We start from the raw sequence: 23,337 nt of genomic DNA, 5'->3' as shown, positions 1-23,337 counted from the left end.
GGAACAGCGTTAAATTTTGGAACACTTTTTGGATATTCGTGAAAATTTAAACTATCAACGAGGTATAATTTGAAACTTAATTTTGCAGCTAAGATTTGTGAAATTAAATATTAGTTAGAATATAACCTTAGCTTGACCTCCTATTAAGAATAGGATAGTATGCAAGTAAGAGATGGTTTGCCCAAATTAGCTGAAACTAAGTTCCCCTGAAAAGCACCTCCCATGATTTGGGATGGTGCTTTGATTGGTTAGAACTATAGAGAATTAACGGAGGCTCATCTATGGAAGCGACTAGAGAGCTGTTTTGGAATACCGGCGGAAAAGGCCTTATGTATCTTTTAGCCTTACTGTCCATGGTGATTTTTATACAAGGTCTTGGCAAGAAGATTAGGAATTGGTCAAAAGGACGACCCGTTAGTTATAATGACCTGGGTCCGCGGTTCATTAGGTTTTTATCTGACCTAATCAACCACGACACGAAGATTTTCAAAGGAACGTTTCGCCGGTTTATGCATTTAGGGATTTTTTATGGCTTTGTTATTTTAACGCTTGGAACATTAGTGATTGCCATCCAGGAGCATTTCGGATTCCCCTTATTTTACGGTCGATTCTATCTGATCCTCAGCTTATTGATGGATTTATTTGGCCTCTGGGCTATGATTGGCATTGGAATGGCTGCCTATAAGCGGTATATTGATAAGCCGGATCATGAAGATTACACCTTTGATAATGCTTTTTTACTGATTCTCATTTTTTCAATTCTCTTTACGGGTTATGTTTTAGAAGGCCTGAGAATTTATGCCACTCATGACCCCTGGGCTTGGTGGTCACCCGTTGGTTTGTTGTTTTCCGCGGCCGCTCAACTATCCGGCTTGTCTGAGCTGTCAGCCCTGACTGTTCATACTTGGTTATGGTATTTTCATATGTTGCTGGTCTTTGGCTTTATTGCCTACATCCCTTACTCCAATTTGTTTCACATGATTGCTTCTTCACTGGCCATTTTTTTTAAATCTTCTTCTCCAATCGGAGGGTTGACCCCAGTCAGCCGGCTATCCAAAGAAGTAAGCAATCCGGGCGCTGCCCGCCTTGAAGATTTCACTAAGAAGCAGCTTCTTGAATTAGATGCCTGCATTTCCTGCAAGAGGTGCCAGAAAGGCTGCCCCGCTAATATCTGCGGAGCTCCTTTATCACCGAATGTTATCATCCAGGATTTAAAAAGACACTCCCAGGCAAAGACTTTATTTTTAAGGCCTAAAGGCAAGGATTTTGACCCCTCTATTCTTGATAAGGTAATCTCAAAAGAGACCTTAATGTCTTGTACTACCTGCGGACTCTGTGAAGACAAATGCCCCATCCAAATAGAGCATATTAAAAGAATCGTCGATATGCGAAGAGCCCTGCGTCCCGACGACCCCAGCTATCCGCCGGAGCTTCAGCGGGTCTTTAAGAACATCTCGGAAAGCGGGAATCCCTGGGGATTAAGTTTAGACAGCAAGTACTATCTGTCCGGAGAATCACAAGCCCCTTTGCTTAATAAGAACCAACCGACAGATATCCTCTACTGGGTAGGGTGCTTAGGTTCTTATGAAACCCGAAACCAGAATGTCTCTCAGGTAATGTTCAAACTCTTCGAGAAAGCAGGCGTCAATTACGCAGTCTTAGGCAGAGAGGAAAAATGTTGCGGAGATTCAGTAAGACGTCTTGGCAACGAAACGCTTTTTCAACAGTTAGCTCTGGAAACTATCAGGAATTTAAACCAATATCAATTCAAAACCATAGTCACTCATTGTCCCCATTGCTATCATACGCTTAAAAATGATTATCCGCAGTTCGGCGGACATTACCAAGTGCTGCATCATTCTGAGTTTATCCTGGCACTCATTAAATCCGGCAAGCTTGAACCGAAGCCGACGAAGAATCTCAGAGTCAACTATCATGACCCCTGTTATTTAGGCAGATACAATAATATTTATCAGGCGCCCAGAGATCTTTTAACCTCGATTCCGGGACTCCAATTAATTGAGATGAAAAACAATTACTCCAGAGCCTTTTGCTGCGGGGCAGGCGGAGGGCGAATCTGGCTGGAAAATCCCCAGGAGCATTTAATCGGCCGGCGGCTGGTCGCCTATGCCTCAAAAAATAAGCCGGATATCCTGGCCAGCGCCTGTTCTTTATGTTTAAAAACCTTGGCTGAAACCTTAAGCTGTTCCGACTCAGATATTGAAAGCCTGGATATTGCGGAAATTGTGTATAAGGCACTACAGGCATAGATAAAGAGATAGATAAAAAGACCCTGAAGCAGCTTATTGAAGTCTGTCTCAGGGTCTTCAGGCTATTTAAACCAGGAACTTTCCTGTCTCCCGGACGTCATATCCGCCAAGAGCCAGCACATCTTCTTGGAAGGCTTTACTTTGAACAACGGAAATCATGGCTTTCATGCGGGGTTCGTCCAGATATTCCCGGGGAATAGCCAGATCATATCGTTCCTCCCCAACCAGCACATAATCCAGCCCCAGAGCTTCCGCAGCACTTTGAATACCCAGCCCGACATCGGCCGCTCCCGAGGCGACCGCTACGGCAATTGCCAAGTGAGTAAATTCCTCCCGGTCATACCCCAGGATTTCCCCTTGGTTGATGCCTTGCTTTTGGAGCAGGTAATCTAAAAGCACCCGCGTACCGGACCCGCCCTGACGATTAATAAACCGGACCCCCGGTTTTACTAAATCTTCAAGAGTCTTAATATTCAGGGGGTTTCCTTTCGGTACAATCAAAACCTGGGTTCTATAGACTAAATTCAGCAAAGCCACCTCTCTGCCCGGTAAAAACCGCTGCAAATAGGACCGGTTATACTCCCCTGTCTCCGGATCAAGGAGGTGAATCCCAGCGCAATGTGCTTCCCCTTTGCGCAGGGACAGAATCCCGGCCAGACTTCCTACATGAGCCGAGGCTATGCCTCCCTGCCCGCCCCTGGCCTTCATATGGCTGCTTAGCACATCTAAGGTCAGATCATGAGAACCTATGCAGACGAGAGTATCTTCCAACTCCGAAACCGGCCGCAAGAGTTCAACAGGTACGGTTTCACCCTCATGAAACCCTTCCTGCAAGCGCGGAACCCTCAGGATGCCATCTGCCCGCACCAGACTCATAGTCACGCCTGCACCCCGGCTCAACGGAGCGGCCACCCAACGTTCTCCGACTCTTCCTACTTTAACCCGCACAAATTCTTCACTGCCTAAAGAAGAAAAGACTTTTTTGCTAATGACGGTATCCAGAGAAGCCTGTGAGTCTCTGCTTAGACCTTGCAAATGCTTCACCCAGGGCTCTAAGAACAAATGAGCCGTCAAATAGGCGGATACCGGGTAACCGGGGATGCCGATGGCCGGCTTTCCTTGAACCTCTCCTAAGACCACGGGTTTACCGGGCTTAATGGCGACTCCATGCGAATAAAGAGTTCCAAACTTCTGCACCATCTGAGCTGTGTAATCATCCCGTCCTTGTGACGATCCGGCGATGATTATCAGAATATCCTCCGAGGCAGCCATCTTGAGTATTGCTTCCTCCAGCAGTTTCGGCTGATCCGGGATGATCGGCGAAACAGTTGCCGTTCCGCCCCATTCCTCTACTAAAGAAGCCAGCACCGTAGAATTACTATCCACAATATCCCCTACCTGAAGTGCGGCCTCCGGCGGACGGATTTCGTCGCCCGTCGGCATGATCCCCACCCGCGGCTTAACCCGGACCTCGACTTCCAATACCCCGGCCGCCAGCAGTGCTCCCTGGTCCTGGGGGCGAATACGATGATGAATGGGAAGCAGCACTTCCCCTTCCACGATGTCCTCCCCTACCGGCCGGACATGATTCCAGGGAACGACGGGGGACTGAAGCAGGATTCCCCTCTCACTCAATTCCAGGACTTCTTCGATCATGACGACGGCGTCCATTCCCTCAGGAATTGGGTCCCCGGTATCAACTTGAATTGCCTGAACACCCAGTTCTAACCAGCGGGGCTCCCGCTCCGAAATCCCGTGAGTATCCCTGGCCCGAATTGCATAGCCGTCCATGGCCGAGGCCGCGAAATGCGGTGAACTTCTTTTGGCACGAATGATTGTGCCGGTAATTCTGTGCAGGGCTGAGCGCACATCCACAAACTCATTTTTAGGTACACAGCGCTCAGCGAGCTTGTCCATCATCAAAGCCAGCCCCTCTTGCCAAGCCCTGTTTTCCAGATATATTTGGCGTTCCACTTGCCATCGCCTCCCCGTTCCCAAGAAATTTTATCTAGTTATCTCAACGGCCTGAAGGGTATCTCCTTTCCCGCTTCAATTCCCTCTGTATCCAAGGGAATATGCACTACAGCATCTGCCAGTACCATAGTTCTGATTAAGCCGGATTTTCCTCGAATCGGTTCCAGCAGGCCTTCTTCTCCATCGGGTACAAAGCGTGCACGTACAAACTCTTCGCGTCCGCTGCCCGAATATAAATTCTGAGTCATCTTCCCTTTAGGAAGAGGATCAACCCGGGGAGATAACAGGGAGCCATCCAGCCACGGGCGAACGATAGCGTCAAAGACAACCATAGCTGAGGCCGGGTGTCCCGGCAGCCCAAAAATAAGCTTGCCGTCGGCAACCCCGCCAATAGTCGGTTTGCCGGGTTTCAGGGCCAGACCATGAAACAGCACTCCGGGTTCCCCCAATTCCTCGATCAGCTGGGCGGACAGGTCACGGGTCCCTACAGAACTTCCTCCGGAGAGTAAAACCAGATCATTTTCCTTGAGCATTCGGCTCAGGATGGTACGGAGTTCTTCAAGGTCATCTTGCACTATCCCATAATAATGGGCTTCGGCACCGCTCGCCAGGGCCTGTCCGAGCAAAGTATACCCGTTAATATCCCTTGACTGACCCGGCAGAGGTTCTTGATCCGGAGGTATTATTTCATCCCCGGTGGAAAGAATCCCCACCCGGAAACGGGGCAGCACCGAAACATCGCTTTTCCCAAGGGCCGCCAACAGCCCCATTTCCTGGGCTCTGATTCGCGTAAATTGCTTAAGAATAACTTCCCCAACCGTGACATCTTCCCCAATGTCGATAAGATTTTCCCCAGGGGCTACGGACTTCGTGACTCCATAAAGTTCTTCTCCAAAGTGTTCGAGATGTTCAACCATTACGACAGCATCCGCTCCCTCAGGAAGCATTCCCCCAGTAGGCATTAAGATTCCCGTCCCCTGCCTCAAAGCTTCTCCGGGAGCTTCACCCATTCGTACTTCTCCATAACACTGCACCAAGGCAGGCATACTTTCGCTGGCTCCAAAGGTATCTATTGCCCGGACGGCCATGCCGTCCATGGTTGATTTGCGAAAATGAGGTATAGCACAGGCTGCCGGAATGTCCTGAGTAAGAATACGTCCCAGGGAATCCGCCAAAGGAATGGTTTCGGCGCGCTGATAAAATGTCTGAACATAGGGTCTTAATGAATCCATGGCCTCTGCCAAAGTTTTTACTTTAAATAATTCACTATTGTTTCCCATGCTCCATCCCACCTTTCGCGATCATTATATTACTGAATCTCAAATCGTTCAAACTCCATACTGAGCAGATCCACTTGCAGCCAGGCATGGCGCAGAGAGGGCAGCCGTCCCACCAGGATTTTCACGGCCTCAGCCACACTTAAGCTTGCTAAAGCAGCCGGCGTAAAGGCTGGATTTCCCCAGGTACTTTCAACCCCTTGTCCGCCGCGGCCAAATAAGCGCCGAACACTGAAATCCCCCGGCAAACTTACTCCCAATAGGCCAAACCAGCCGGCGATACCGGCATAAACCAGAGGCCGCTCCATTTGGTGACAGACTCTCTCCAAGGCGACGCGCGCTGATAACGAATCAAGAGCGTCACACACCAGGTCGGCATCCCGCAATAATTGGGCACCGTTCTCTTCCTCAAACCAACCCCTGATGACCTCCACTTGCACTTCCGAATTCACACTTCTCAGTCTTTCCCGGGCGGCGTCCACTTTCCACTGCCCGATATTGAGTTCGGTCGCCATAATCTGACGGTTAAGATTGCTGACTTCCAGACGGTCGCCGTCAATAAGCACTAATCTGCAAACCCCTATCCGGGCCAGTTCTTCGGCGATATACCCTCCAAGCCCTCCGCATCCTACGATAGCGACACAAGAATTGGCCAGCTTGTGCTGGTCCTGATCAGATAACGTCTTTTTATTCCGCACATAGCGGCCTGCAAAGATCATTCAGCCCCCTCCCACCGGCGGAAAAAGTGCCAGGGTATCTCCATCTTTTAACACCGTATGCTCCTTAGCGTCTTTTCCGTTAAGAAGGCAAATGGCAATTTCCTCAGGTTTAATGTTCAGTGGCTGAATAATATCCAAAACACACGTCCCTTCAGTAAGTTCCCTCTCCTCAACCTTAAACCGGCCATCCCGAAAGGTCGCGAATAATTTAATGGTCACACGCACTTCGGTCCCTCCTTTCAATGATCCGCAGGCTGACCTAAGCCTAAGTTCAATGGGGGACCTTAAAAAAGGCCCCCCTATCATTGTCTTTTAATTTTATCAAGGTTCAATTAATGCTATACAGTCCTAAATTCCCAGGTTTTTAAGAGTTTCGGCTGTTGGCACACCGGACTCATCCCAGCCCCGTTCAGTGTAGTAAGCAGGTAAGAGCTCAGGTAATCTGTGGACACTCCCCTTGGAAGGACCGGCTGGAATTTCAACCTTTAATAACCGTGTCGGAAGTGTATCATCCGCCTTAGTCATGCCAATCCGTAAATTTTGCAAACGTTCAAGATTCCAGATCCGTTCTCCACAGGCTAAGAGCTCAGCATCTGTATAATCCGAACCCGTCACCGCATTAACGATTGCTCTGTAATCAGACAGACCAAGAGCAAAGGAAGAGAATAAGCACAAGCCAAGGGAGTCAATGACAGCCGTGAGATCCTGGAAAATCTTAACCCAGGCCGCTTTCCCCTCCAGGGAGTCCTTATCAAGTTTTTCGGGGAGGCCTAAGATTTCCGGAGAAACCATATACCCACGAACATGGCACCCGCCTCTGTTGCTCGTAGCATATTGCAGACCGTGGCCTTGGATACCTCGAGGGTCATAGGCTGGAATATCCAGTTTCTTAACCGACATGGACAGTTCCGGGACGCCATAGCTTTCAGCTAAGCGATAAGAACCCATGGCCAATTTAGCTCCAAATCCTTCACCGAGACCCATTTTGCGAGTCCATTCTACCATCCCCTGAGCGTTTCCGAACTCCAAGGGGATCCCTTCAAGTTCTTCCGGCTTCACAAAGCCGCGCTGAACCAGTTCCATAGCCGTAGCAATGGTGCAACCGGCCGAAATGGAATCCATGCCTAATTTATTGCATAAGTCGTTAGCCACATGAACGGCGTCAAAATCGTGAATCCCACAGTCCGCACCAAAGCTCCAGACAGCTTCATACTCAGGACCTGCTCCTTCGCCGCCCTCCCATTTACTATAGCGGCCACAAGCAATGGGACAGCGATAACAAGCGTCTTTTTTGATCAAGTGGTTAGCGGTCATGGTTTCCCCGCTGATTTTATCCGCCTCCGGATCATAGGACTCCTGGAAATTCTTAAAGGGCAAGATACCGTTTTCATTAATAATATTCACAAGTACGGCTGTGCCGTAGGTGCCAAGTCCTTGACCGGTTACACCATTCTCCTTGAGTTTTCCCAAGGCCTCACTTAAAATTTTCTTCATTTCATCCGGGTCGGCATTGTCAACCTTTCCTGTTCCGCGAACAACAATGGCCTTAAGATTCTTTGACCCCATGACCGCACCAACACCACTACGCCCAGCCGCACGGAATTTGTCATTCATAATTGAGGCCAGTAAGGAACGATTTTCACCTGCCGGGCCAATCGTTAAGACTTTCGCCTTTTCATCCCCAAATTCCTGCATTACAGCCTTAGTCGTGGCATAAACATCCTGACCCCATAGATGGCCGGCATCTTTGATCTCCACTTTATCGTCATTTATGGCTATATAGACAGGGTTGGCAGCTTTACCTTCAAGGATAACCATATCATAACCGGCAAACTTCAGCTGAGCTCCCCAATATCCTCCTGAGTTGGAAGCAGCAATAGCTCCGTTAAGGGGGGATTTTGTCACAACCATATACCGTCCGGAAGTTGGAGCATTGGTTCCTGTGAGTGCTCCGGTAGAAATAAAGATTTTGTTTTCGGGAGCAAGAGCGTCTACATCAGTATCTACCTCATCAAACCACATTTTCCCCCCAAGCCCGCGCCCACTCAGATAGTTCTTTGCAAGTTCCGGGCTTAAGGGCTCAGTACTAACTTTCCCCTCTGTTAGATTGATGCGCAAAATTTTACCAGCATACCCACCCATGAATCTTCCTCCTCGTTTTTACTTTCTAATTTCACAAAACGTTCTAAGTCGTCTACAAAAGATATATAGCAATTATTGTGCCAATTCAGACTGACAATTATTTTTTTCTATGACCGTACCGTTTATTGTTCGTTTTACATTGTTTTAATTTGATTTGGTTTTGTTTGATTTGGTTTTGTTTAAGACCCTTGCAGCAAAAATAGTTCAATTATTTGCTCAACTTAAGCTTTAAATAGACTCCACGTCTTTAATTTTGTTCCACGATTGAGCATTTTTACCTTTTTTGTGTTCCAATATGGAGCACTTTGACGTGGCGATAAATTTTTTGACCCTGTTGTTTCCTTTAAACATGTATGATATTCTGTCAACATCAGGATAAGTATTCTTTATGCCTGGAGGGGAGGAAAGAGTTATATGCACAATCAGTGGAGACGTTTTATTGATGGCGAGAGCGTTGAATCGGAAGTAACTCCTTCCATCTATCGCTCCTGGCAGAGAAGTTTAGAATATCGAGTAGACCATACCCTAATTTCCAACCAGGACATTCTATCTACTTCGCGTCTGAGAGAGCGGCGAGAGGCCCAAGAATCCCTGATTCGTGCGGGTAAACCTGTCCTGCCTTACATATTCAGCTTGCTGGGAAATGCCAATTATACTGTTTTGCTGGGTGACAAGGATGGCTATATTATCGAAGCCATGGGTGACGCACCCTTTATGAGTAAAGCACAAAAGGTCAATTTAAGTCCCGGTGCCAGTTGGCGCGAAGAAATTCGGGGAACCAATGCCATCGGAACCTCTCTCCAGGACAATAACCCCATCTCAGTCTACGGTTGGGAGCACTTTATTCAGGATAATCACTTTCTGGCCTGCTGGGCTGCCCCGATTCAAAACAGCGAGGGTTCACCCCTGGGGATTTTAGATATTAGCGGGGAAGCCAGTCAAGACCGGGAAAAGATCCTAGGTATTGCAATGATGGGAGCAAGTATGATTCAACAAAACTTGCGGCTTCTTGAACTGGAGAAGCAGCTGAAGTTTTACCAAGAAGGAGCCAAGTTAGCTTCTTCTCTTCTGCAACAGGGGTTTATCTCCATTGATCATAACGGCATAATCACTTACATCAACGCCTTAGGGGCTGCTCTCCTGGGACGCAAGCAGGAAGACATCATCGGAGGACTCGCCGGAGATATCTTCAGTTCACCCAAAGGATGGATGCTGAGTGAGCATTCTCTTGATCTGCGCATCAAAGATGGCGGCGGGAAAGGGATTTCCTCTCACTTGAAGCGTGTTGTCAATGAGGAGGGCGAGTCATTGGGGGCCGTAGGAACACTGCAAATCACCCAGGAATCTCCTTCCCATACCCAATGGGTCGGACATAGCCTGCCAACTCAACAAATTCTGGAACGGGCTTCGAAAGTTGCAGCGGCTCATTCTTCCGTTCTCATTCACGGAGAAAGCGGGACCGGTAAAGAAATAATCGCCCGGATAATCCATCAGCTCAGCCCCCGGCGGGAAGGGCCTTTTGTTGCTTTGAATTGTGCCTCATTATCTCCAACCTTAATTGAAAGTGAGCTATTCGGCTATGTTGAGGGTGCCTTCACCGGAGCGCGGCGAGGCGGGAAACCAGGCAAATTCGAATTGGCGGATAAGGGAAGCATTTTCCTTGACGAAATTGGAGATATGCCTTTAAGTGTTCAAGTAGCCCTCCTTAGAGTTCTTCAGGAAAAAGAAGTTTCCAGAATCGGAGATACTAAAACCAAAAAAATTAATGTGCGGGTAATTACCGCAACCCACAAAGACCTTAATGCCCTGGTCGAAAAGGAACAGTTCCGCTTAGATCTATACTATCGTTTAAAAGTAGTTACCCTCGAATTACCTCCCCTCCGCGAACGATCTGAAGACATCAAAGATTTAGTTCCTCATTTTATACGCAAAGCCTGCCAATCCTTTGGCGGCCCGATCTTTGGGATTGACGAAGAAGTTTATTCCTATTTATTGGCTCACACTTGGCCCGGCAATGTCCGGGAACTGGAGAACTGTATTGAAAGCATGATAGCTTTGGCAGACAGCCCGGTCCTAACCGTGGCAAACTTGCCGGATGAATATAAACAAAACCTTGCCAAGCCCGAACCTGCCGCCGAAACTTTGCTGAATCAGCAGGCTAAACAGACCATCCTCTACGCCTTAACCCAAACCAGAGGAAAAATCTCGCCGGCGGCTAAAATGTTAGGAATCGGACGAAATACTCTCTATAGGAAGATAAAGGAATTGGATATTAAATTTTAAAGAGGTTGTGCGAAGACTTAATTCTCAAAGTTCAAAGTGGGTACAGGTAACCAGAAGCGTTCTGTGGGTTATGACATAAATATTTCACTCAATATTTATGAAGGGGAATACTTTAATCAGTTGTCAACAATGCATGTACCTTTTGTAAAAGGACCTGAGATAATCCAGTGATTATGATGATTTCTATCTCACTAGATTTTCGACAAATAACCTGCCCGGGCAAAGCCCTGAGGCAAATCACCGCTCAAAACGAAAAAGGCCCGAGAGGCGTTAAGAAGCGTCCTCTCGGGCTGATTTCGTGCAAATTATTTTCCGTTATCAAAAACATCAATGCTCTAAAGTTGAACAGGCAAACTAATTAGCAGTTTCCTCCACAACCGCTGCAGCAGCCACTGTCACACCCTCCACCGTTATTGGTATTAGCTGTTCGTATTTCAAATCCCCCGCCGCTACTTGACTCGACATAGTCAATGACGGCTCCCTCTAAATACATGGACAGCTTTTTATCTATGACCATTGATACACCAAATTCTTCATCAAGAATATCGTCCTCCGACTTTAACTCCTCCAGCGTCATGCCAAAGCTCGGCCCGCCACAGCCCATGCCGGCCAGATAAAGCCGAAGCAGAGCATCCTCTTTATTTTGGGCTTTTAACACTTCTTTGACCTTTTGGGCCGCCAGTTCGGTAATGTTTACCATAACAGTCACTCCTTTCATTCAGGCGATTTTAGTGATTTGTACTCCACAAGCTTTATACTCATACGTCTTGGAAACCTTATCAGCAGCTCCATTGGTCAAGACGTTAGTGGGAGTCTCCATATAGTGGAATGTTATAAAAATCATTCCCTGAGGCACGCGTTCAGTGATTCTGATTTTCGTTGCCAGTTCTCCTCGCCGGGAGATCACTTTTACCCGTTCCCCCTCTTTAACATCGAGTTGTTCAGCATCTAAGGGATTAATCTCAGCAAGTTCTTCAGGAGCATAACTTTCCAAAGCTTCTGAATTTTGGGTAAACACGTTGTAATGAGAGAGTTTGCGTCCGGTATTTAATAAGAAGGGATACTCTTCATCCGGCAGTTCATTGGCTGCCTGATATTCTATGGGCATTAAGAGTCCTTTGCCACGAGAGAAGGTTTCTTGATGAAGGACCTTGCTTCCGGGATGGTCCGGACTCGGCACCGGCCACTGCAATCCCTGCGTTCCCAGACGTTCGTGAGTAATTCCTGCATAGAGAGGGGTAAGGCTGGCTATTTCCTGCATAACCTGTTCAGAAGAAGGATAGGAAGATGGATAACCCATACGGTTGGCAAGTTCAATAATGATCTCCCCATCCGTCTTAGCCTTGCCAATCGGCTTGATCGCCTGATTAACCATTTGTACCCGCCGCTCCGCATTCGTGAAGGTGCCGGTCTTCTCGGCAAAACTGGCTCCCGGCAGCACCACATCCGCCAGTTTTGCCGTCTCTGACATAAAGATGTCTTGCACGACAAGGGAATCAAGGGATTCCAAGCCTTTGCGGACATGATTGGCATCGGCATCAGTGATGACAGGATCCTCACCCATTATATACATAGCACGCAGATCTTTGTTAATCGCTGCCTTGAACATATCAGGAAGCATGAGCCCCATATTGGGATCGAGGGAGACACCCCATGCTTCTTCAAATTTCCTTCGCGCCTCCGGATTTGTGACCTTCTGGTACCCGGGATAGTCGCCAGGCAATGCTCCCATATCACAAGAGCCTTGCACATTATTTTGCCCGCCCAAGGGATTAACTCCGGAACGCTCTTTACCTACATTGCCCGTCAGCATAGCCAGGTTGGCCAGGCTCATTACATTGTCCGTGCCAGTGGTGTGCTCCGTAATCCCCAACGTATAGAAAATCATGGCGCGTTAAGCAGTAGCATAGATTCTGGCCGCTTCCACCAGCTGTTCCACAGGGACCCCAGTGATTTGACTCACTATTTCCGGCGGATACTTTTCCAGATTCTCCCGGAACTTAGCAAAACCTTCCGTCCTTGCTTCAATAAAGGAACGGTCTTCCCAGCCATTCGCCAGGATAATGTTCATGATGCCATTAATAAGGGCAACATCCGTACCCGGACGAAGTCTTAACCATAAATCGGAACTCTCCGCCAGCTCAATCTGCCGGGGATCGACAACGATCAGCTTGGCCCCTTTGGCTAAGGCTTGTTTCATCTTTGTCCCAACGATGGGGTGGGCTTCCGTAGGATTTGCTCCGATGACAAACATAACCTCGGCATTGGGGATTTCGGCGAAGGAGTTGGTTGACGCTCCCGAACCAAAGGAAACGGCCAAACCGGCTACTGTGGGAGCATGACAGACTCTGGCGTAGGGATTGAAATATCATGCATCCGACAGGCTTCAAGTACGGTCGTTCCCTTGGGTACGCTCACTTCGCGTCCATCAGTTAAGGTGAACCACTCCAAAATGTCTCACTCCTCATTTGCAATGTTATCAATATAGCCTATTACTTAAAAATCACCAATACGTTGTTTTCTGCTTAAACAAGGTATTGGTGATTTTTAAACGTTAGTTACACAAGGAGAATTGGCCTATACTCCATAAACATATGTGCCTCTAAGCAACCAGAAAAACTTATTCCTTTGAAACCACTTTATAATATAAAAATTATATTTATTCATAATATATTAATTATATAACCTATTATAGCCTGTTTCGAAGATACATGCTAGTCATTACTTTGATTTTTATAGGAAAATTCACAAAAGAATCATATTACATTGCCTTCCATAAAATCCCGCTGTAAATTCATAAAGACGGTTTTGCTATACTCTGCAGAAATTCTCCCCCTGATGGGAAGGATCGCCTGGTCATAGGCTCTGAGATAATCTTCCTTGCAGGCTTTGGCTTCCTCAATCGTCTTACCGGTAAGCATAGCGTCAAGATCCGGTCGTCTGATCACAACCTCGCTGACTGCACCGAATTAATATCATGTTCCAGAATCCCCAGAAGGAAGATGGCAGTAGCCCAAATTCGTCAGTACTGACGAATTTAGGCTACTGCAGTCATCGCTGGAAGCGAATAGTTTATCTCCATATTCTGCAAAAGGCTGCATCAGCCTTTTGGCTGTGCGCTGGGAATAGCTCACTGATTCCGCCGGCTATTTTCCCCATTTTCCATGAGGGAGCAGGGCTTTTGCCTTCTTCAGTCCCCTGCCGGTCTCGATGGCATTGGTTAGCATGATTTTACCAGTCCGTTGTCTAATTGATGCCCCACTTTCCTCAATAGGATAAGACGTTCGGCTAATACACCTTCCATCATTCACTCCCCATCTAGCCATATAATCTCCTGCTCATGTTTAGTGAAGCTGTTCTTTAGAATACACTTACTTCCTCCTCCCAAGTTTATGAAAACGATGTTAATCGAATAAGCATGCATCGATTATCTCCCAACTGACAGCCCCGTTATTAAGCTTATAGCTGAGCAGCAGGGACCCACTGATGTGCCCGTCGTCAAAATAGGCACAAGCCCATTGATCCGTAAGAACATAGATCTCGTCCAAAAGCCCATTCTCCCGCCTAAAACTCCCTCATAAGGAATCAGTTCGGGATGTTTTATCAGGTCGTCAACAATATCCTGAACGCCACCCTCAAAGCCCTGCTCCGCCAAGCTATTCATAATATTGGTATTGTTGCCAGGAAAAGCCACTACCTGTCTTGTATACCTTTCTGTTCGGGCAGCAAGCTCCGAAGTCAGCTCTGAAATCCTTCCTTGCAGATTCGCCTCTTCCCGGCCCCAGGCAGCCTTCTCCCGCTCCCCGTTTACCAGAACAAGCGTCAATACAGCCAAAATAACGGTCACTAGGGAAATCCATAGAATTCTTTCCCTATTCCCTACCTCTCTGACCATACCTTCCCCCTCCTTCCCCAAACTACCTCTCTCAGCACTATCCACTGAATCACTCAAAATTATTATTACCTCAATGATAATTATGGAAATTTTTGTTTATTAACAGATATTCGACATATTACCAGAATAGTCCTTCTGAATTTAGCAAATATACCTTCATTGAATGTACGGGCAAATATGTTCCCATTGTAGGAATGGGACGAAATACTTTCTATAGGAAGATAAAGGAATTGGATATTAAGTTTTAAACCCCAAATCAGCTGAAGCAAAACTAACCTGGTTTTGCTTCAGCTGATTTGGGGCCTGTTGCCATGAATTTATATCGTTAATACTTTAAGGCAATGATTGCCTCCATTTGCCTGGACAACATGAGGTGCCTGGTTTCCTGCGCGACGATAAGCAGAGAGAGTGGATTTTTAATAAAAATACAGCTTATGTTACAAATCGAATTTCTCCGTCAAGGCTTTCCAAACCATGCCGATATTTAAGCCAATTAAGCTGCCTGAAATTGAGTATTTTAATGGTTCCCAATTAATTTGTTTAGGAATTGATGGAGGATATACCATAACAAAAATAAAGCTTATAATCACTATTACAGTAAAAATCCTATCCTTACGTCTTGATTTATCGGATGCCGGCTTCTGTTGCTCATAGTCACACAGTGGTTTCATAAACGGTAATAGCCTAACATAAATAAGCCTTTTCACTCGTTGAGTAAATATGACGGAACATAAAAATAGTACAAAAATAAGACTCATAATAACGCGTGATGATAATCCTATGTACAGCGGCATTACCCAGAACAGTAACATCCCTATTAAAAACGGGATATTCGCAAAAATACCTTCGATTAATCTTAATCGTCTTAATAATTGCTTATGCACTTATAGTATCGCCTCTTCTTTAATTTACTGCTTAAGGATTTCTTGCAAATTACTGACTTATTAAACTTCCACAAGCGCCCAATTATTTCCTCTAATTTTTCCCAAATTGTTGAGTGGGAGGAAGCATGAACAAGGAAAACTTTCTCCATCTGCCGCTTTATGGTATTGATCCATCCTCTCCTGCACCTGGCAAATTTTCTGTAGGTTCTATCCATAGCATATGATCCGCCCGCTAAGCGTGACAACCGGCATAAAAATGTCCCAAAACACAACAACGTTGCCGTGTTTTGGGCTATAAGCGGTGCCATCACCGGAGCCAAAGATGCGAAGGTCATTGATCAGCCTTATCTATTCGGAATCACGGTTTTCATCTTTAATGGTAATGACTTTAAGCCCAGGAAACGGATCTCCATCTAAGAATTCAGATTCTCCCTCCTGCAGTGCTTTTAAAAGGATATCCAGGGCATCGGCAACTTTAGCCGCCAGCTGAAAATACATCTTTTTATAATCCAAGTCTATCCCCCCTATTTCAAGCAGCGGCAAGGCTCCGGGTCATGACCCGGTCCTGCCGTCTGCTTTTAGAGGGGAAATTAAAAAGCGCATGCGAGGTTTGTTTTTTTTCCCCTACACATGCGCTATGCTTCGTAATTTGCTGAATCCTAAACACTAACCCCCATCAACCGGAATCAAACCGGCTGTGAACAGAAAAACGGTCCGCCTAACCGGTACGCGAACAGTTCCTTTCCGCTGCCTGGGTCAGGAATAGGCTGAATCTCCTGCTGCGTGAAGCCGCACAGTCTGCTCCCTGCCGACGCCTTATTACACTCGCTTAACCTGCAGCACAGGCAGCTTGCTTGTGCATAAACAGGCAACGTTGTATAATAAAAATGTCGTCGTGAACAGTCTGTTACGTGTAGGTGCTCATACCACCTGCGCGTGCCTGGAAGTGCTGCAACACTTTCAGGTCACGGCGACTTTTTAATTTCCACCTATTCCTAATTATAGCTTTTTTGACGGGGATTGCAAGGTATGGGAGAGGATTAAGAAATCTTTTCAACACACTTAATCAGCTCTTTAGCAACATATTCAGCCTCATCTACTGATAACTTCGAATAAAGCGGCAGTGTTATTTCATTTGCATACTGGGCAAGTGCATTTGGGTAATCTTCAACTCTGTAACCCAGGCTCTTATAAAACGTAAACATGGGCAGCGGCATAAAATGCACATTTGTGGCAATATTTCTTTCTCCCAGCATTTGAATCAGACGATCTCGTTGGTCTTCACTGAAATCCTTTAACCTTAATGTATATAAATGATAGTTGGTTTCCATTTCACCGTTTTTGGCAAAAGGTAAAATCGCCCATTCTTTTCCGCCTAGGATCTCGCTATAAACTTCATGAAGCTCTGCTCTTCTTCTCAGCATTTCTTCATACCGGCGAAGTTGAACACGACCGATTGCCGCCATAATATCCGTCATATTGCATTTGAATCCATCCGTTAAGATATCGTATTTCCAGGCTCCTGCTTGCATTTTTGATAGAGCATCCTTATTTTGCCCGTGTAAGGAAGTATACTTAAACTCCTTATACAAATCCTCTTTACCTTTAAACCTGTTGTCATTATAAGTAATTGCTCCTCCTTCCGCCGTTGTAAAGTTCTTTACGGCATGAAAGGAAAAAACATGGAAATCCGCTTGACCCCCGACTTTTTGCCCTCTATAGGAAGCGCCAAAAGAATGAGCGGAATCGGAAATCACCGTAATATCTTGCCGGTTTTTGGCCTTTAAGACCTTTTTGATAAGATCATAATTAACAGGTACACCTGCTATGTCAACGGTCAGGATAGCCTTCGTTTTCGGCCCAATAGCCTCATAAATCTTTTCTTCATCGATTGAAAAACTATCCTTCTTAACATCGGCAAATGTTGGCTTTACACCACGATGAATCAAGACATTTGCAGTTGCCGCATAAGTATAAGGCGTTGTGATTACCTCATCATCCCCACCTATATCTAAAACCTTTAAAATCAGTTCCATACCTGCCGTGCCGCTATTTAAGGCAACAGCGTACTGAGTACCGCAAAAATCTGCTAATTCCTGCTCAAATAAAGCGGTGTTTGGTCCTGTGGTAATCCACCCGGACCTAAGAACTTCTGAAACAGCAGCAATTTCCTCCTCGCTTATATCAGGCGGTGAAAAGGTATTTTATACATTATTAAAATTCCTCCTGTGAAATTTAAGCATTTAATTTTCCTTTGCGATTAAGACCTTAACGCCCAACTGTTCGATTCTGGCAATTTCCTCATCTGGTGCTTCCCAATCAGTTATAAGCATATCCAAGTCCTTGAGATCAATCGTTTTGGAAAAGAACTCCGTTCCCACTTTGTCAAAGTTAGCAAGGCATACTATCCGGCGCGAAACCTCCGCAACAGTTCTTTGAAAAATCGCTCCTTCCGGAGTCGAACTGCTCAATCCATGTTTTACAGAAATTCCTCCACCTGTTAAGAAAGCCGTATCTAAGCGTAAAGTTCTTATAAATTCAATCGCTAAAGGATCAACGATTCCTTCTTCACTTTTCACTTTTCCACAGACGATATATGTTTCGATATTATTGTAATGTTGAAGTTTTTCCGCAATAATGAGTGAATTCGTAATGACTGTATAATTACGATCCAAGGGCAGGTATTTCAATAATACATAATGGATGCTGGCCCCACCGACAAATATAGTGTCGCCATCTTCTATAAAAGATACGGCAAGCTTTGCCACTGCGTTTTGATGTTCTGTTCCCTCACTGTACCTAATACGATCGTCGATTGGAAACCTTCTGACTTTGGATAAAGGAACTGCCCCACCGTGAGTTCTTTTCAAAAGACCGTTCTCTTCCATCGTTGTGAGGTCTCTGCGAATAGTATCGATGGAAACCTGAAATTCTTCCGCCAGTTCTTTAGCAAATATCCTTCCGAGAGACTTTAGCCTGAAACGGATTAGCTCTTGACGTTCTTCAGCAAACATACTTAACCCCCCTAGCCAATTGTAGCACAGATATGCTGTTTTATACATCTATTAATGCAATTTTATACAAGTATATGCTGTTTTGCGTATTGTCATTGCTGTTAACACGGTTGATTGGATGCCTGCCAGGAATTGATCCCCAATAAAAAAATGCCCCTGACGGGTGCATTAATTCGTAACAACATACACCATATGTACAGTGGCATAGAACGGAACCCAAGTGTTAATCCCCCAAGCCGGATTCAAGCTCTAAAGTGTCTCAGATTTACAGGACGTCCTGACAGGTAATAATGTTTCTGAATCCGGGCAGGCAATTAGTCCTATCCGCCCATTATTCCATGGAGTGTGCCTTAACCGTGAAATGAATTCATAGCAGTGACACTACTCAAAAATAAAAATCTCCTCGATTGGTATTAGCAGCTCTTCGAATTCACTGACTATACTATTATAGAGAAAGCTGACTTTGCTGACCGTCAGCTTGAGCCGAGCGGCTTTAATGACTTTTTCCCAGAGCGGTGACTTTCCCGGCCGGAGCTTCGTTCTCCTTGGCTGCGACCAGTTTTTCCTGCAACGTCTTAATGTTAACTCTTTCGTTTGGATGGCCGCTTGAAGCCCTGAAGCCTGTTTTCCCAACTGTCCCGCTCAGAGGTTATTTAGAATTTGGTTGATTATTCCACAAGAATTATGTTAATATATTCGTATTAATTCACTGAAGGAGGTGTGGTAGGATGAATCGCGATTTTGCAATGCTCCGTCTTGAACAGTTGCCGATAGCAATCTTTGGAATTATGTATGCAGTTTCATTTAACAGGATAGCTATGCCCATTTTTAAGCAACCGAGTACGGACCAACAAAATTGCGAAATGACACACCTACCATAACCGCAACAAAATTTGAAGCTGCGACCGTAGGGACATTTCCCTGCGGTTTTTTTATGCTTAAATCCGTATTATAAGTGTCATTTCCCCTGAGGAGAATGAACATGATTATTGATTTTCGACACATCAAGCTATCGTTTGGCGCCAATGAGGTGCTTACCGATGTCTCCTTTGAAATTAAGCAAGGAGAACGAGTCGGTCTAATAGGCCGTAACGGAACAGGAAAGTCCACAATTTTAAAGTTAATCATCGGATCCCTTCAGCCTGAACAAGGGCAAATCGCCATACGCAGAAATACCAGGATTGGCTTCTTAGCTCAGGCCCCTGAATATGATGACAAAATGAGCGTCTATGAAGTATTGGAACAGTGCTTTCAAGAAGTAAAGAAATGGCAGCAGCAACTGGAAGGATTAGAGCAAAAAATGTCCGCCCCCATGAACGCCGGGAATAATACACTTAGTCAGCTTATGCTGGAATATGGCAGACTTCAGGAGAAGTTCGAAGAGGCGGGCGGATACCAAATCTCTTCCCGCATCGACGGGATTGCCAACGGACTGGGTATCAGGTTGGATGACTATCCACGGCCATTTTCCTCTTTATCCGGCGGAGAAAAAACGAAGGTGGGTTTAGCAGCCTTACTATTGACGCAGCCTGACCTTTTAATACTGGACGAACCCACCAATCACCTGGATATTTCTTCCATTGAATGGCTTGAGACTTTTTTAAATAACTATAGGGGCACCGTCATCGTTGTTTCTCATGACCGCTACTTTTTAAACAGTGTGATCACTAAAATCATTGAACTGGAAGACGGGGAAGCCGTAACCTATCAAACGAACTATACCGGCTATCAGAAAGAAAAAGAGAGCCGCCTGCTCTCAGAGTTTACAAATTATCAGGAACAACAGAAAAAGATTAAAAAGATGCAGGAATCCATCAAACAATTAATTGAGTGGGGCAACCGCTCCAATCCACCAAATCCCGGTTTTCACCGCCGCGCCGCATCCATGCAAAAGGCCTTAGATCGCATGATTAAGTTAAAGAGGCCGACCTTAGAACACAAAAAAATCGACCTGCATCTTGAACAAAGTGACCGTTCCGGAAAGCAAGTGATTTCACTGGAGGGAATCAGCAAAGCCTATGCTAACCGCTCGCTTTTAAGCCAAGTCAGTGCCCAGCTATTTTACGGCGAACGGATCGTCCTCATCGGAAAAAACGGCTGCGGGAAAAGTACTCTTCTAAAATTGATCTTAGATCAGGAAAACCCGGATCAAGGTGAAATAAGCCTTGGCTCACGAGTTGACATCGGCTATCTCTCCCAAGACAGTGCACCCCTCAAGTCCGACCAAACCGTCCTTCAATATTTCCGCGCAGAACTGGATATGGAAGAAGGTGAAGCTAGAAAACAGTTAGCAAAATTTCTCTTCTACGGTTCCGACGTTTTCCAGAAGATTGGCTGTTTGTCCGGCGGAGAATGGAGCCGGCTGCAACTGGCCTTACTCATGTATCAAAAGCCCAACCTGTTATTGCTCGATGAGCCTACGAATCACCTGGATATTGACTCCCGGGAAGCTCTGGAAGAAGCCTTGGAAGAGTTTCCCGGCACGCTGCTGGCGGTCTCTCACGACCGGTATTTTATCAATCGTTTGGCTCACAAGGTTTGGGTACTTGACCAAGGCGAGATTACTGCCTACTTGGGTAATTATAATGACTATCTGGAGAGAAAGGCCAAACAAATTATTAAGATCGTAGGTAAAACGGACAGTCCGGCAAGTCTTACTAATAAACGGGGGCAGCCAGTTAAAGCGTCTGTCGCTAAGGCGGCTGATCCGTGTCTGGCAGCCACTCAACTGGAAAAGGAAATAAACGCACTGGAACAGCAAATTCTTGATATTGAGGCTCAAATGTCTGATCCTGTAATTTCTTTTGACTCAGCAAAACTTGCTTCGTTTCAGCATGAACGGGAAACTATTGAAAGTCGGCTTAATTTATTATATGACAAGTGGGTTATGATATCTGGCAGGTCCTAGAAAATAGGGTTCAATTATTACTTTCCTTTTAGCTATTGATTTTAATCAATGGCTTTTTCTCCATCTAGAACCCTCATAAATCTCTAGAAGTTATCTGCTGTTGCGTCTTATTTTCTTTCAAAGACGTTTATCATTCATATCATCTCAGATTTTGGGAATTCGCTATTATATGAAGCCATTGAGCCCCATATTTATTCTACTCCTTGGGTTCTATAATTTAGATTCGGTAAAGCCCCCTTATCATGAAAAAGGTCTTGCAAAAAACACCCTTATCCCAGGTTATGGTCTGCCTCATTTCATCCTGAATCGCCTTCGTTTCCTCGATCCCCTTGACAATGGTCTGCCAAAACTGCTCCAGGGCTTCGATACTTACGGAGCTGCCCAAGGCCAGCTTAGCCACCTATAGATTTATCCTCTTCTAAATTGGCAAAGCTAGACATAAAGTCTTGTAACGGTTCGGTGGAGGTGGTAAGATATGGACAAGAATACTCCTCAAGAGGAGCGTGAACAAATGCCTTCATTAGTAAAAAAAGAAGAAAAACCATATAAAGGTTTATCTTTATCTGAAAAAAAACTAAAGGATATAACTATAAGCCCTAAAATTAAAAATGGCAAAATACAATTAGACAAAAATAATCCCGATCATCGTTATATTTATGAGGATTGATTGATAAGAATGGAGTTTAGTGTTGGAGATATTTTTTGGTTAGATGTTGAATTTGAAGATGATTCATTTAGTAGCAAAAGAAGACCATCAATAATTGTTGGTGGTACAGCAGATGAATTATTTGTTTTAGTATCAACAACTTCTCAACCTCCAAGCAATTCTTCCTCCTATTACGATCAATTCAAGATCCCAATTTTGAATTGGCGCAACAATGGTTTTACTAAGCCATCGTGGGTAAAAGGTCTATTTTTGTTGAGATATTCCAGTGAGTATCTTATAAGTGTAGTTAAGCCTGAAGATTATATTATAAAGATGGATGAAAATAGCTTTAATTACTTAGTAAATGAGCTTGAAATAATACATGGAAGAAACAAGTAGGTCCTCCAATAAGGAGGACCTTTTCACATTCATACCCCCCCAAAAAGAGCGTCCCCCTCCAGGTTTCCCACAAACCCAAAGCGGCACGCTCCCCAAACGTTCTGCCGAATAATCCCCCGATTAACAAAATTCTGCTTCAGCATAATCGCCTGCACCAAACACTGCTTAAAAATCGGCAGGGTAATGGCAAAAGCTGAGTTGATTTTGCGGATCAGGTTATAGTTGCCGTATTCAATGGCTTTAATGGTAGGCTCAATTAACCTTGAAAATCAGACATGTACTCACTCCATGAGCATATAATTCATCATTTCCGCCTTTTATGCGCCCTTCAACAGTAGCTAATTTTCTTCCGCTATGGATAATCTTGGCCTCACAGCGCACCAATTTGCTTTCAGCAGTGACAGGTTTGATAAAGTTCACTTTAATCTCAACCGTGGAACAAGTTATATTCTGCGGAAGGGTTGTAAGCACCGCAGCAGTCATTGCGGTGTCCAGCAGCGTAGAAAGAATTCCACCATGAACGGTGGCAAAAGGATTATAGTGGTGCTCTCCAGGATGAAGTTCAAATGCCGCAAAGCCATAGTCAACATCTTTGAGCTGATAGCCGATCAGTTTTGCAGCCGGCGGCGGGCTGATTTTACCGTCCCTTATACTTCTCAGGTAATCCAGTCCGGAAATGGCTGACACCGCATCTCTTTTGTTTATTTGAGGGTCATCCCAGACGATGGTCCTTTTTCTTTCCCTGTCTCTTCCTGAGTCATCCAGAGTATCCATCAAATACACCCGCCTCTTATTTTTCAAACTGAATCCCTGCTAAAACAAACTGAACTGCCGCCGCTTACGGGATTTGACCTTTCTGTCCGTGGTTTTTTCCCCTCTCCTATTGAACCGCAAAGGATGCCGCTGTCCGGCCGGTGAGAGTTGTA

General features: G+C 45.5%; 23 protein-coding genes and 2 pseudogenes. 5 read left to right on the top strand and 20 right to left on the bottom strand.

Going from position 1 to position 23,337, the window contains the following annotated elements; genetic code table 11:
• Positions 1–281 precede the first annotated feature (281 nt).
• Entirely contained in the window at positions 282–2,270 is a 1,989-nt protein-coding gene (locus DESYODRAFT_RS07285) for a heterodisulfide reductase-related iron-sulfur binding cluster (protein ID WP_007781311.1), read from the top strand.
• A gap of 66 nt (positions 2,271–2,336) precedes the next feature.
• On the opposite strand, the gene DESYODRAFT_RS07280 is transcribed toward DESYODRAFT_RS07285, so the two are convergent.
• From DESYODRAFT_RS07280 to DESYODRAFT_RS07260, 5 genes are all read right to left on the bottom strand, one after another.
• Positions 2,337–4,244, bottom strand: a complete 1,908-nt coding sequence (locus tag DESYODRAFT_RS07280; protein ID WP_007781309.1) for a molybdopterin biosynthesis protein — start codon at positions 4,242–4,244, stop codon at positions 2,337–2,339.
• A gap of 38 nt (positions 4,245–4,282) precedes the next feature.
• Positions 4,283–5,524 (bottom strand): molybdopterin molybdotransferase MoeA, encoded by a 1,242-nt coding sequence (locus tag DESYODRAFT_RS07275; RefSeq protein WP_007781307.1) that lies wholly within the window; start codon positions 5,522–5,524, stop codon positions 4,283–4,285.
• Positions 5,525–5,553: 29 nt separating this feature from the next.
• Entirely contained in the window at positions 5,554–6,240 is a 687-nt protein-coding gene (locus DESYODRAFT_RS07270; protein ID WP_007781305.1) for a HesA/MoeB/ThiF family protein, read from the bottom strand.
• Positions 6,241–6,465, bottom strand: coding sequence for a MoaD/ThiS family protein (locus tag DESYODRAFT_RS07265; protein ID WP_007781302.1), 225 nt, complete (start codon positions 6,463–6,465; stop codon positions 6,241–6,243). It abuts the gene before it with no gap.
• Positions 6,466–6,588: 123 nt separating this feature from the next.
• The gene (locus DESYODRAFT_RS07260) at positions 6,589–8,382 is read right to left on the bottom strand and encodes an aldehyde ferredoxin oxidoreductase family protein (protein ID WP_007781299.1); all 1,794 of its coding nucleotides are present in this window, start codon (positions 8,380–8,382) and stop codon (positions 6,589–6,591) included.
• A 414-nt stretch (positions 8,383–8,796) separates the two neighbouring features.
• On the opposite strand from DESYODRAFT_RS07260, the gene DESYODRAFT_RS07255 reads away from it, so the two are divergent.
• Positions 8,797–10,665: a sigma-54-dependent Fis family transcriptional regulator gene (locus DESYODRAFT_RS07255; protein ID WP_007781298.1), complete on the top strand. Its 1,869-nt coding sequence runs from the start codon at positions 8,797–8,799 to the stop codon at positions 10,663–10,665.
• Positions 10,666–11,023: 358 nt separating this feature from the next.
• Here the strand turns inward: DESYODRAFT_RS07255 and DESYODRAFT_RS07250 are convergent, their stop codons facing one another.
• The 12 genes and pseudogenes from DESYODRAFT_RS07250 to DESYODRAFT_RS07210 all read right to left on the bottom strand — a co-directional run bounded on the left by DESYODRAFT_RS07250 (position 11,024) and on the right by DESYODRAFT_RS07210 (position 19,091).
• On the bottom strand, positions 11,024–11,365 hold the full coding sequence (locus tag DESYODRAFT_RS07250; protein ID WP_007781296.1) for a HesB/IscA family protein: 342 nt from the start codon (positions 11,363–11,365) through the stop codon (positions 11,024–11,026).
• 18 nt (positions 11,366–11,383) lie between these two features.
• Positions 11,384–13,018: pseudogene (fdhF, locus tag DESYODRAFT_RS07245) on the bottom strand (formate dehydrogenase subunit alpha); the annotation flags it as partial.
• Positions 12,991–13,083: a hypothetical protein gene (locus tag DESYODRAFT_RS28635; RefSeq protein ID WP_242833663.1), complete on the bottom strand. Its 93-nt coding sequence runs from the start codon at positions 13,081–13,083 to the stop codon at positions 12,991–12,993. The pseudogene fdhF and the gene DESYODRAFT_RS28635, both read right to left, overlap by 28 nt.
• A 338-nt stretch (positions 13,084–13,421) precedes the next feature.
• A complete protein-coding gene (locus DESYODRAFT_RS27115; protein WP_042338316.1) occupies positions 13,422–13,613 on the bottom strand; it encodes a hypothetical protein in 192 nt (63 codons plus the stop codon).
• 27 nt (positions 13,614–13,640) lie between these two features.
• Entirely contained in the window at positions 13,641–13,766 is a 126-nt protein-coding gene (locus tag DESYODRAFT_RS29865) for a hypothetical protein (protein WP_427854321.1), read from the bottom strand.
• Positions 13,767–13,811: 45 nt separating this feature from the next.
• Positions 13,812–13,991, bottom strand: coding sequence for a DUF3102 domain-containing protein (locus DESYODRAFT_RS29860; RefSeq protein ID WP_052315244.1), 180 nt, complete (start codon positions 13,989–13,991; stop codon positions 13,812–13,814).
• A 101-nt stretch (positions 13,992–14,092) separates the two neighbouring features.
• Complete coding sequence (locus DESYODRAFT_RS07230) at positions 14,093–14,560, bottom strand: hypothetical protein (RefSeq protein WP_007781294.1); 468 nt, start codon at positions 14,558–14,560, stop codon at positions 14,093–14,095.
• A gap of 437 nt (positions 14,561–14,997) precedes the next feature.
• Positions 14,998–15,444, bottom strand: coding sequence for a hypothetical protein (locus DESYODRAFT_RS07225; protein WP_007781292.1), 447 nt, complete (start codon positions 15,442–15,444; stop codon positions 14,998–15,000).
• A 348-nt stretch (positions 15,445–15,792) separates the two neighbouring features.
• Positions 15,793–15,957, bottom strand: a complete 165-nt coding sequence (locus tag DESYODRAFT_RS28630; protein WP_007781290.1) for a hypothetical protein — start codon at positions 15,955–15,957, stop codon at positions 15,793–15,795.
• Between the two features lie 527 nt (positions 15,958–16,484).
• Positions 16,485–17,627 carry a DegT/DnrJ/EryC1/StrS family aminotransferase gene (locus DESYODRAFT_RS07220; protein ID WP_007781288.1) on the bottom strand — a complete coding sequence of 381 codons (1,143 nt, stop codon included), beginning with the start codon at positions 17,625–17,627 and terminating at the stop codon, positions 16,485–16,487.
• 60 nt (positions 17,628–17,687) lie between these two features.
• Entirely contained in the window at positions 17,688–18,458 is a 771-nt protein-coding gene (locus DESYODRAFT_RS07215; protein WP_007781287.1) for a DeoR/GlpR family DNA-binding transcription regulator, read from the bottom strand.
• 381 nt (positions 18,459–18,839) lie between these two features.
• A complete protein-coding gene (locus tag DESYODRAFT_RS07210; RefSeq protein WP_042338315.1) occupies positions 18,840–19,091 on the bottom strand; it encodes a hypothetical protein in 252 nt (83 codons plus the stop codon).
• 349 nt (positions 19,092–19,440) lie between these two features.
• Here DESYODRAFT_RS07210 and abc-f point away from each other — a divergent pair, with 349 nt between their 5' ends.
• A complete protein-coding gene (gene abc-f, locus DESYODRAFT_RS07205) occupies positions 19,441–21,366 on the top strand; it encodes a ribosomal protection-like ABC-F family protein (RefSeq protein ID WP_007781284.1) in 1,926 nt (641 codons plus the stop codon).
• Positions 21,367–21,583: 217 nt separating this feature from the next.
• Here the strand turns inward: abc-f and DESYODRAFT_RS29855 are convergent, their stop codons facing one another.
• Positions 21,584–21,766, bottom strand: coding sequence for a toxic anion resistance protein (locus DESYODRAFT_RS29855; RefSeq protein WP_042338312.1), 183 nt, complete (start codon positions 21,764–21,766; stop codon positions 21,584–21,586).
• Between the two features lie 75 nt (positions 21,767–21,841).
• On the opposite strand from DESYODRAFT_RS29855, the gene DESYODRAFT_RS07195 reads away from it, so the two are divergent.
• Positions 21,842–22,033: a hypothetical protein gene (locus DESYODRAFT_RS07195; RefSeq protein ID WP_007781282.1), complete on the top strand. Its 192-nt coding sequence runs from the start codon at positions 21,842–21,844 to the stop codon at positions 22,031–22,033.
• Between the two features lie 9 nt (positions 22,034–22,042).
• Positions 22,043–22,411, top strand: a complete 369-nt coding sequence (locus DESYODRAFT_RS07190; RefSeq protein WP_042339441.1) for a hypothetical protein — start codon at positions 22,043–22,045, stop codon at positions 22,409–22,411.
• Positions 22,412–22,533: 122 nt separating this feature from the next.
• Here the strand turns inward: DESYODRAFT_RS07190 and DESYODRAFT_RS27990 are convergent.
• Positions 22,534–22,662, bottom strand: a pseudogene (locus DESYODRAFT_RS27990) (toxic anion resistance protein); the annotation flags it as partial.
• A gap of 1 nt (position 22,663) precedes the next feature.
• Positions 22,664–23,212: a PaaI family thioesterase gene (locus DESYODRAFT_RS07185; protein WP_242833553.1), complete on the bottom strand. Its 549-nt coding sequence runs from the start codon at positions 23,210–23,212 to the stop codon at positions 22,664–22,666.
• Between the last annotated feature and the right edge of the window lie 125 nt (positions 23,213–23,337).

Origin of the sequence: Desulfosporosinus youngiae DSM 17734 (assembly GCF_000244895.1) — a bacterium.
Taxonomy (GTDB): Bacteria; Bacillota; Desulfitobacteriia; order Desulfitobacteriales; family Desulfitobacteriaceae; genus Desulfosporosinus; species Desulfosporosinus youngiae.
The sequence above is the reverse complement of the archived record's forward strand: the minus strand, read 5'-3'. Positions and strand labels throughout refer to the sequence as shown.

Coding starts and splice junctions, on each gene's coding strand:
- DESYODRAFT_RS07215 (WP_007781287.1), bottom strand. CDS start 18,458: ATGTTTGCTGAAGAACGTCAAGAGCTAATCCGTTTCAGGCTAAAGTCT.
- DESYODRAFT_RS07260 (WP_007781299.1), bottom strand. CDS start 8,382: ATGGGTGGGTATGCTGGTAAAATTTTGCGCATCAATCTAACAGAGGGG.
- DESYODRAFT_RS07195 (WP_007781282.1), top strand. CDS start 21,842: ATGGACAAGAATACTCCTCAAGAGGAGCGTGAACAAATGCCTTCATTA.
- DESYODRAFT_RS07230 (WP_007781294.1), bottom strand. CDS start 14,560: ATGGTCAGAGAGGTAGGGAATAGGGAAAGAATTCTATGGATTTCCCTA.
- DESYODRAFT_RS29860 (WP_052315244.1), bottom strand. CDS start 13,991: ATGGCTAGATGGGGAGTGAATGATGGAAGGTGTATTAGCCGAACGTCT.
- DESYODRAFT_RS07285 (WP_007781311.1), top strand. CDS start 282: ATGGAAGCGACTAGAGAGCTGTTTTGGAATACCGGCGGAAAAGGCCTT.
- DESYODRAFT_RS07275 (WP_007781307.1), bottom strand. CDS start 5,524: ATGGGAAACAATAGTGAATTATTTAAAGTAAAAACTTTGGCAGAGGCC.
- DESYODRAFT_RS29865 (WP_427854321.1), bottom strand. CDS start 13,766: ATGCAGCCTTTTGCAGAATATGGAGATAAACTATTCGCTTCCAGCGAT.
- DESYODRAFT_RS07190 (WP_042339441.1), top strand. CDS start 22,043: ATGGAGTTTAGTGTTGGAGATATTTTTTGGTTAGATGTTGAATTTGAA.
- abc-f (WP_007781284.1), top strand. CDS start 19,441: ATGATTATTGATTTTCGACACATCAAGCTATCGTTTGGCGCCAATGAG.
- DESYODRAFT_RS07255 (WP_007781298.1), top strand. CDS start 8,797: ATGCACAATCAGTGGAGACGTTTTATTGATGGCGAGAGCGTTGAATCG.
- DESYODRAFT_RS07270 (WP_007781305.1), bottom strand. CDS start 6,240: ATGATCTTTGCAGGCCGCTATGTGCGGAATAAAAAGACGTTATCTGAT.
- DESYODRAFT_RS07250 (WP_007781296.1), bottom strand. CDS start 11,365: ATGGTAAACATTACCGAACTGGCGGCCCAAAAGGTCAAAGAAGTGTTA.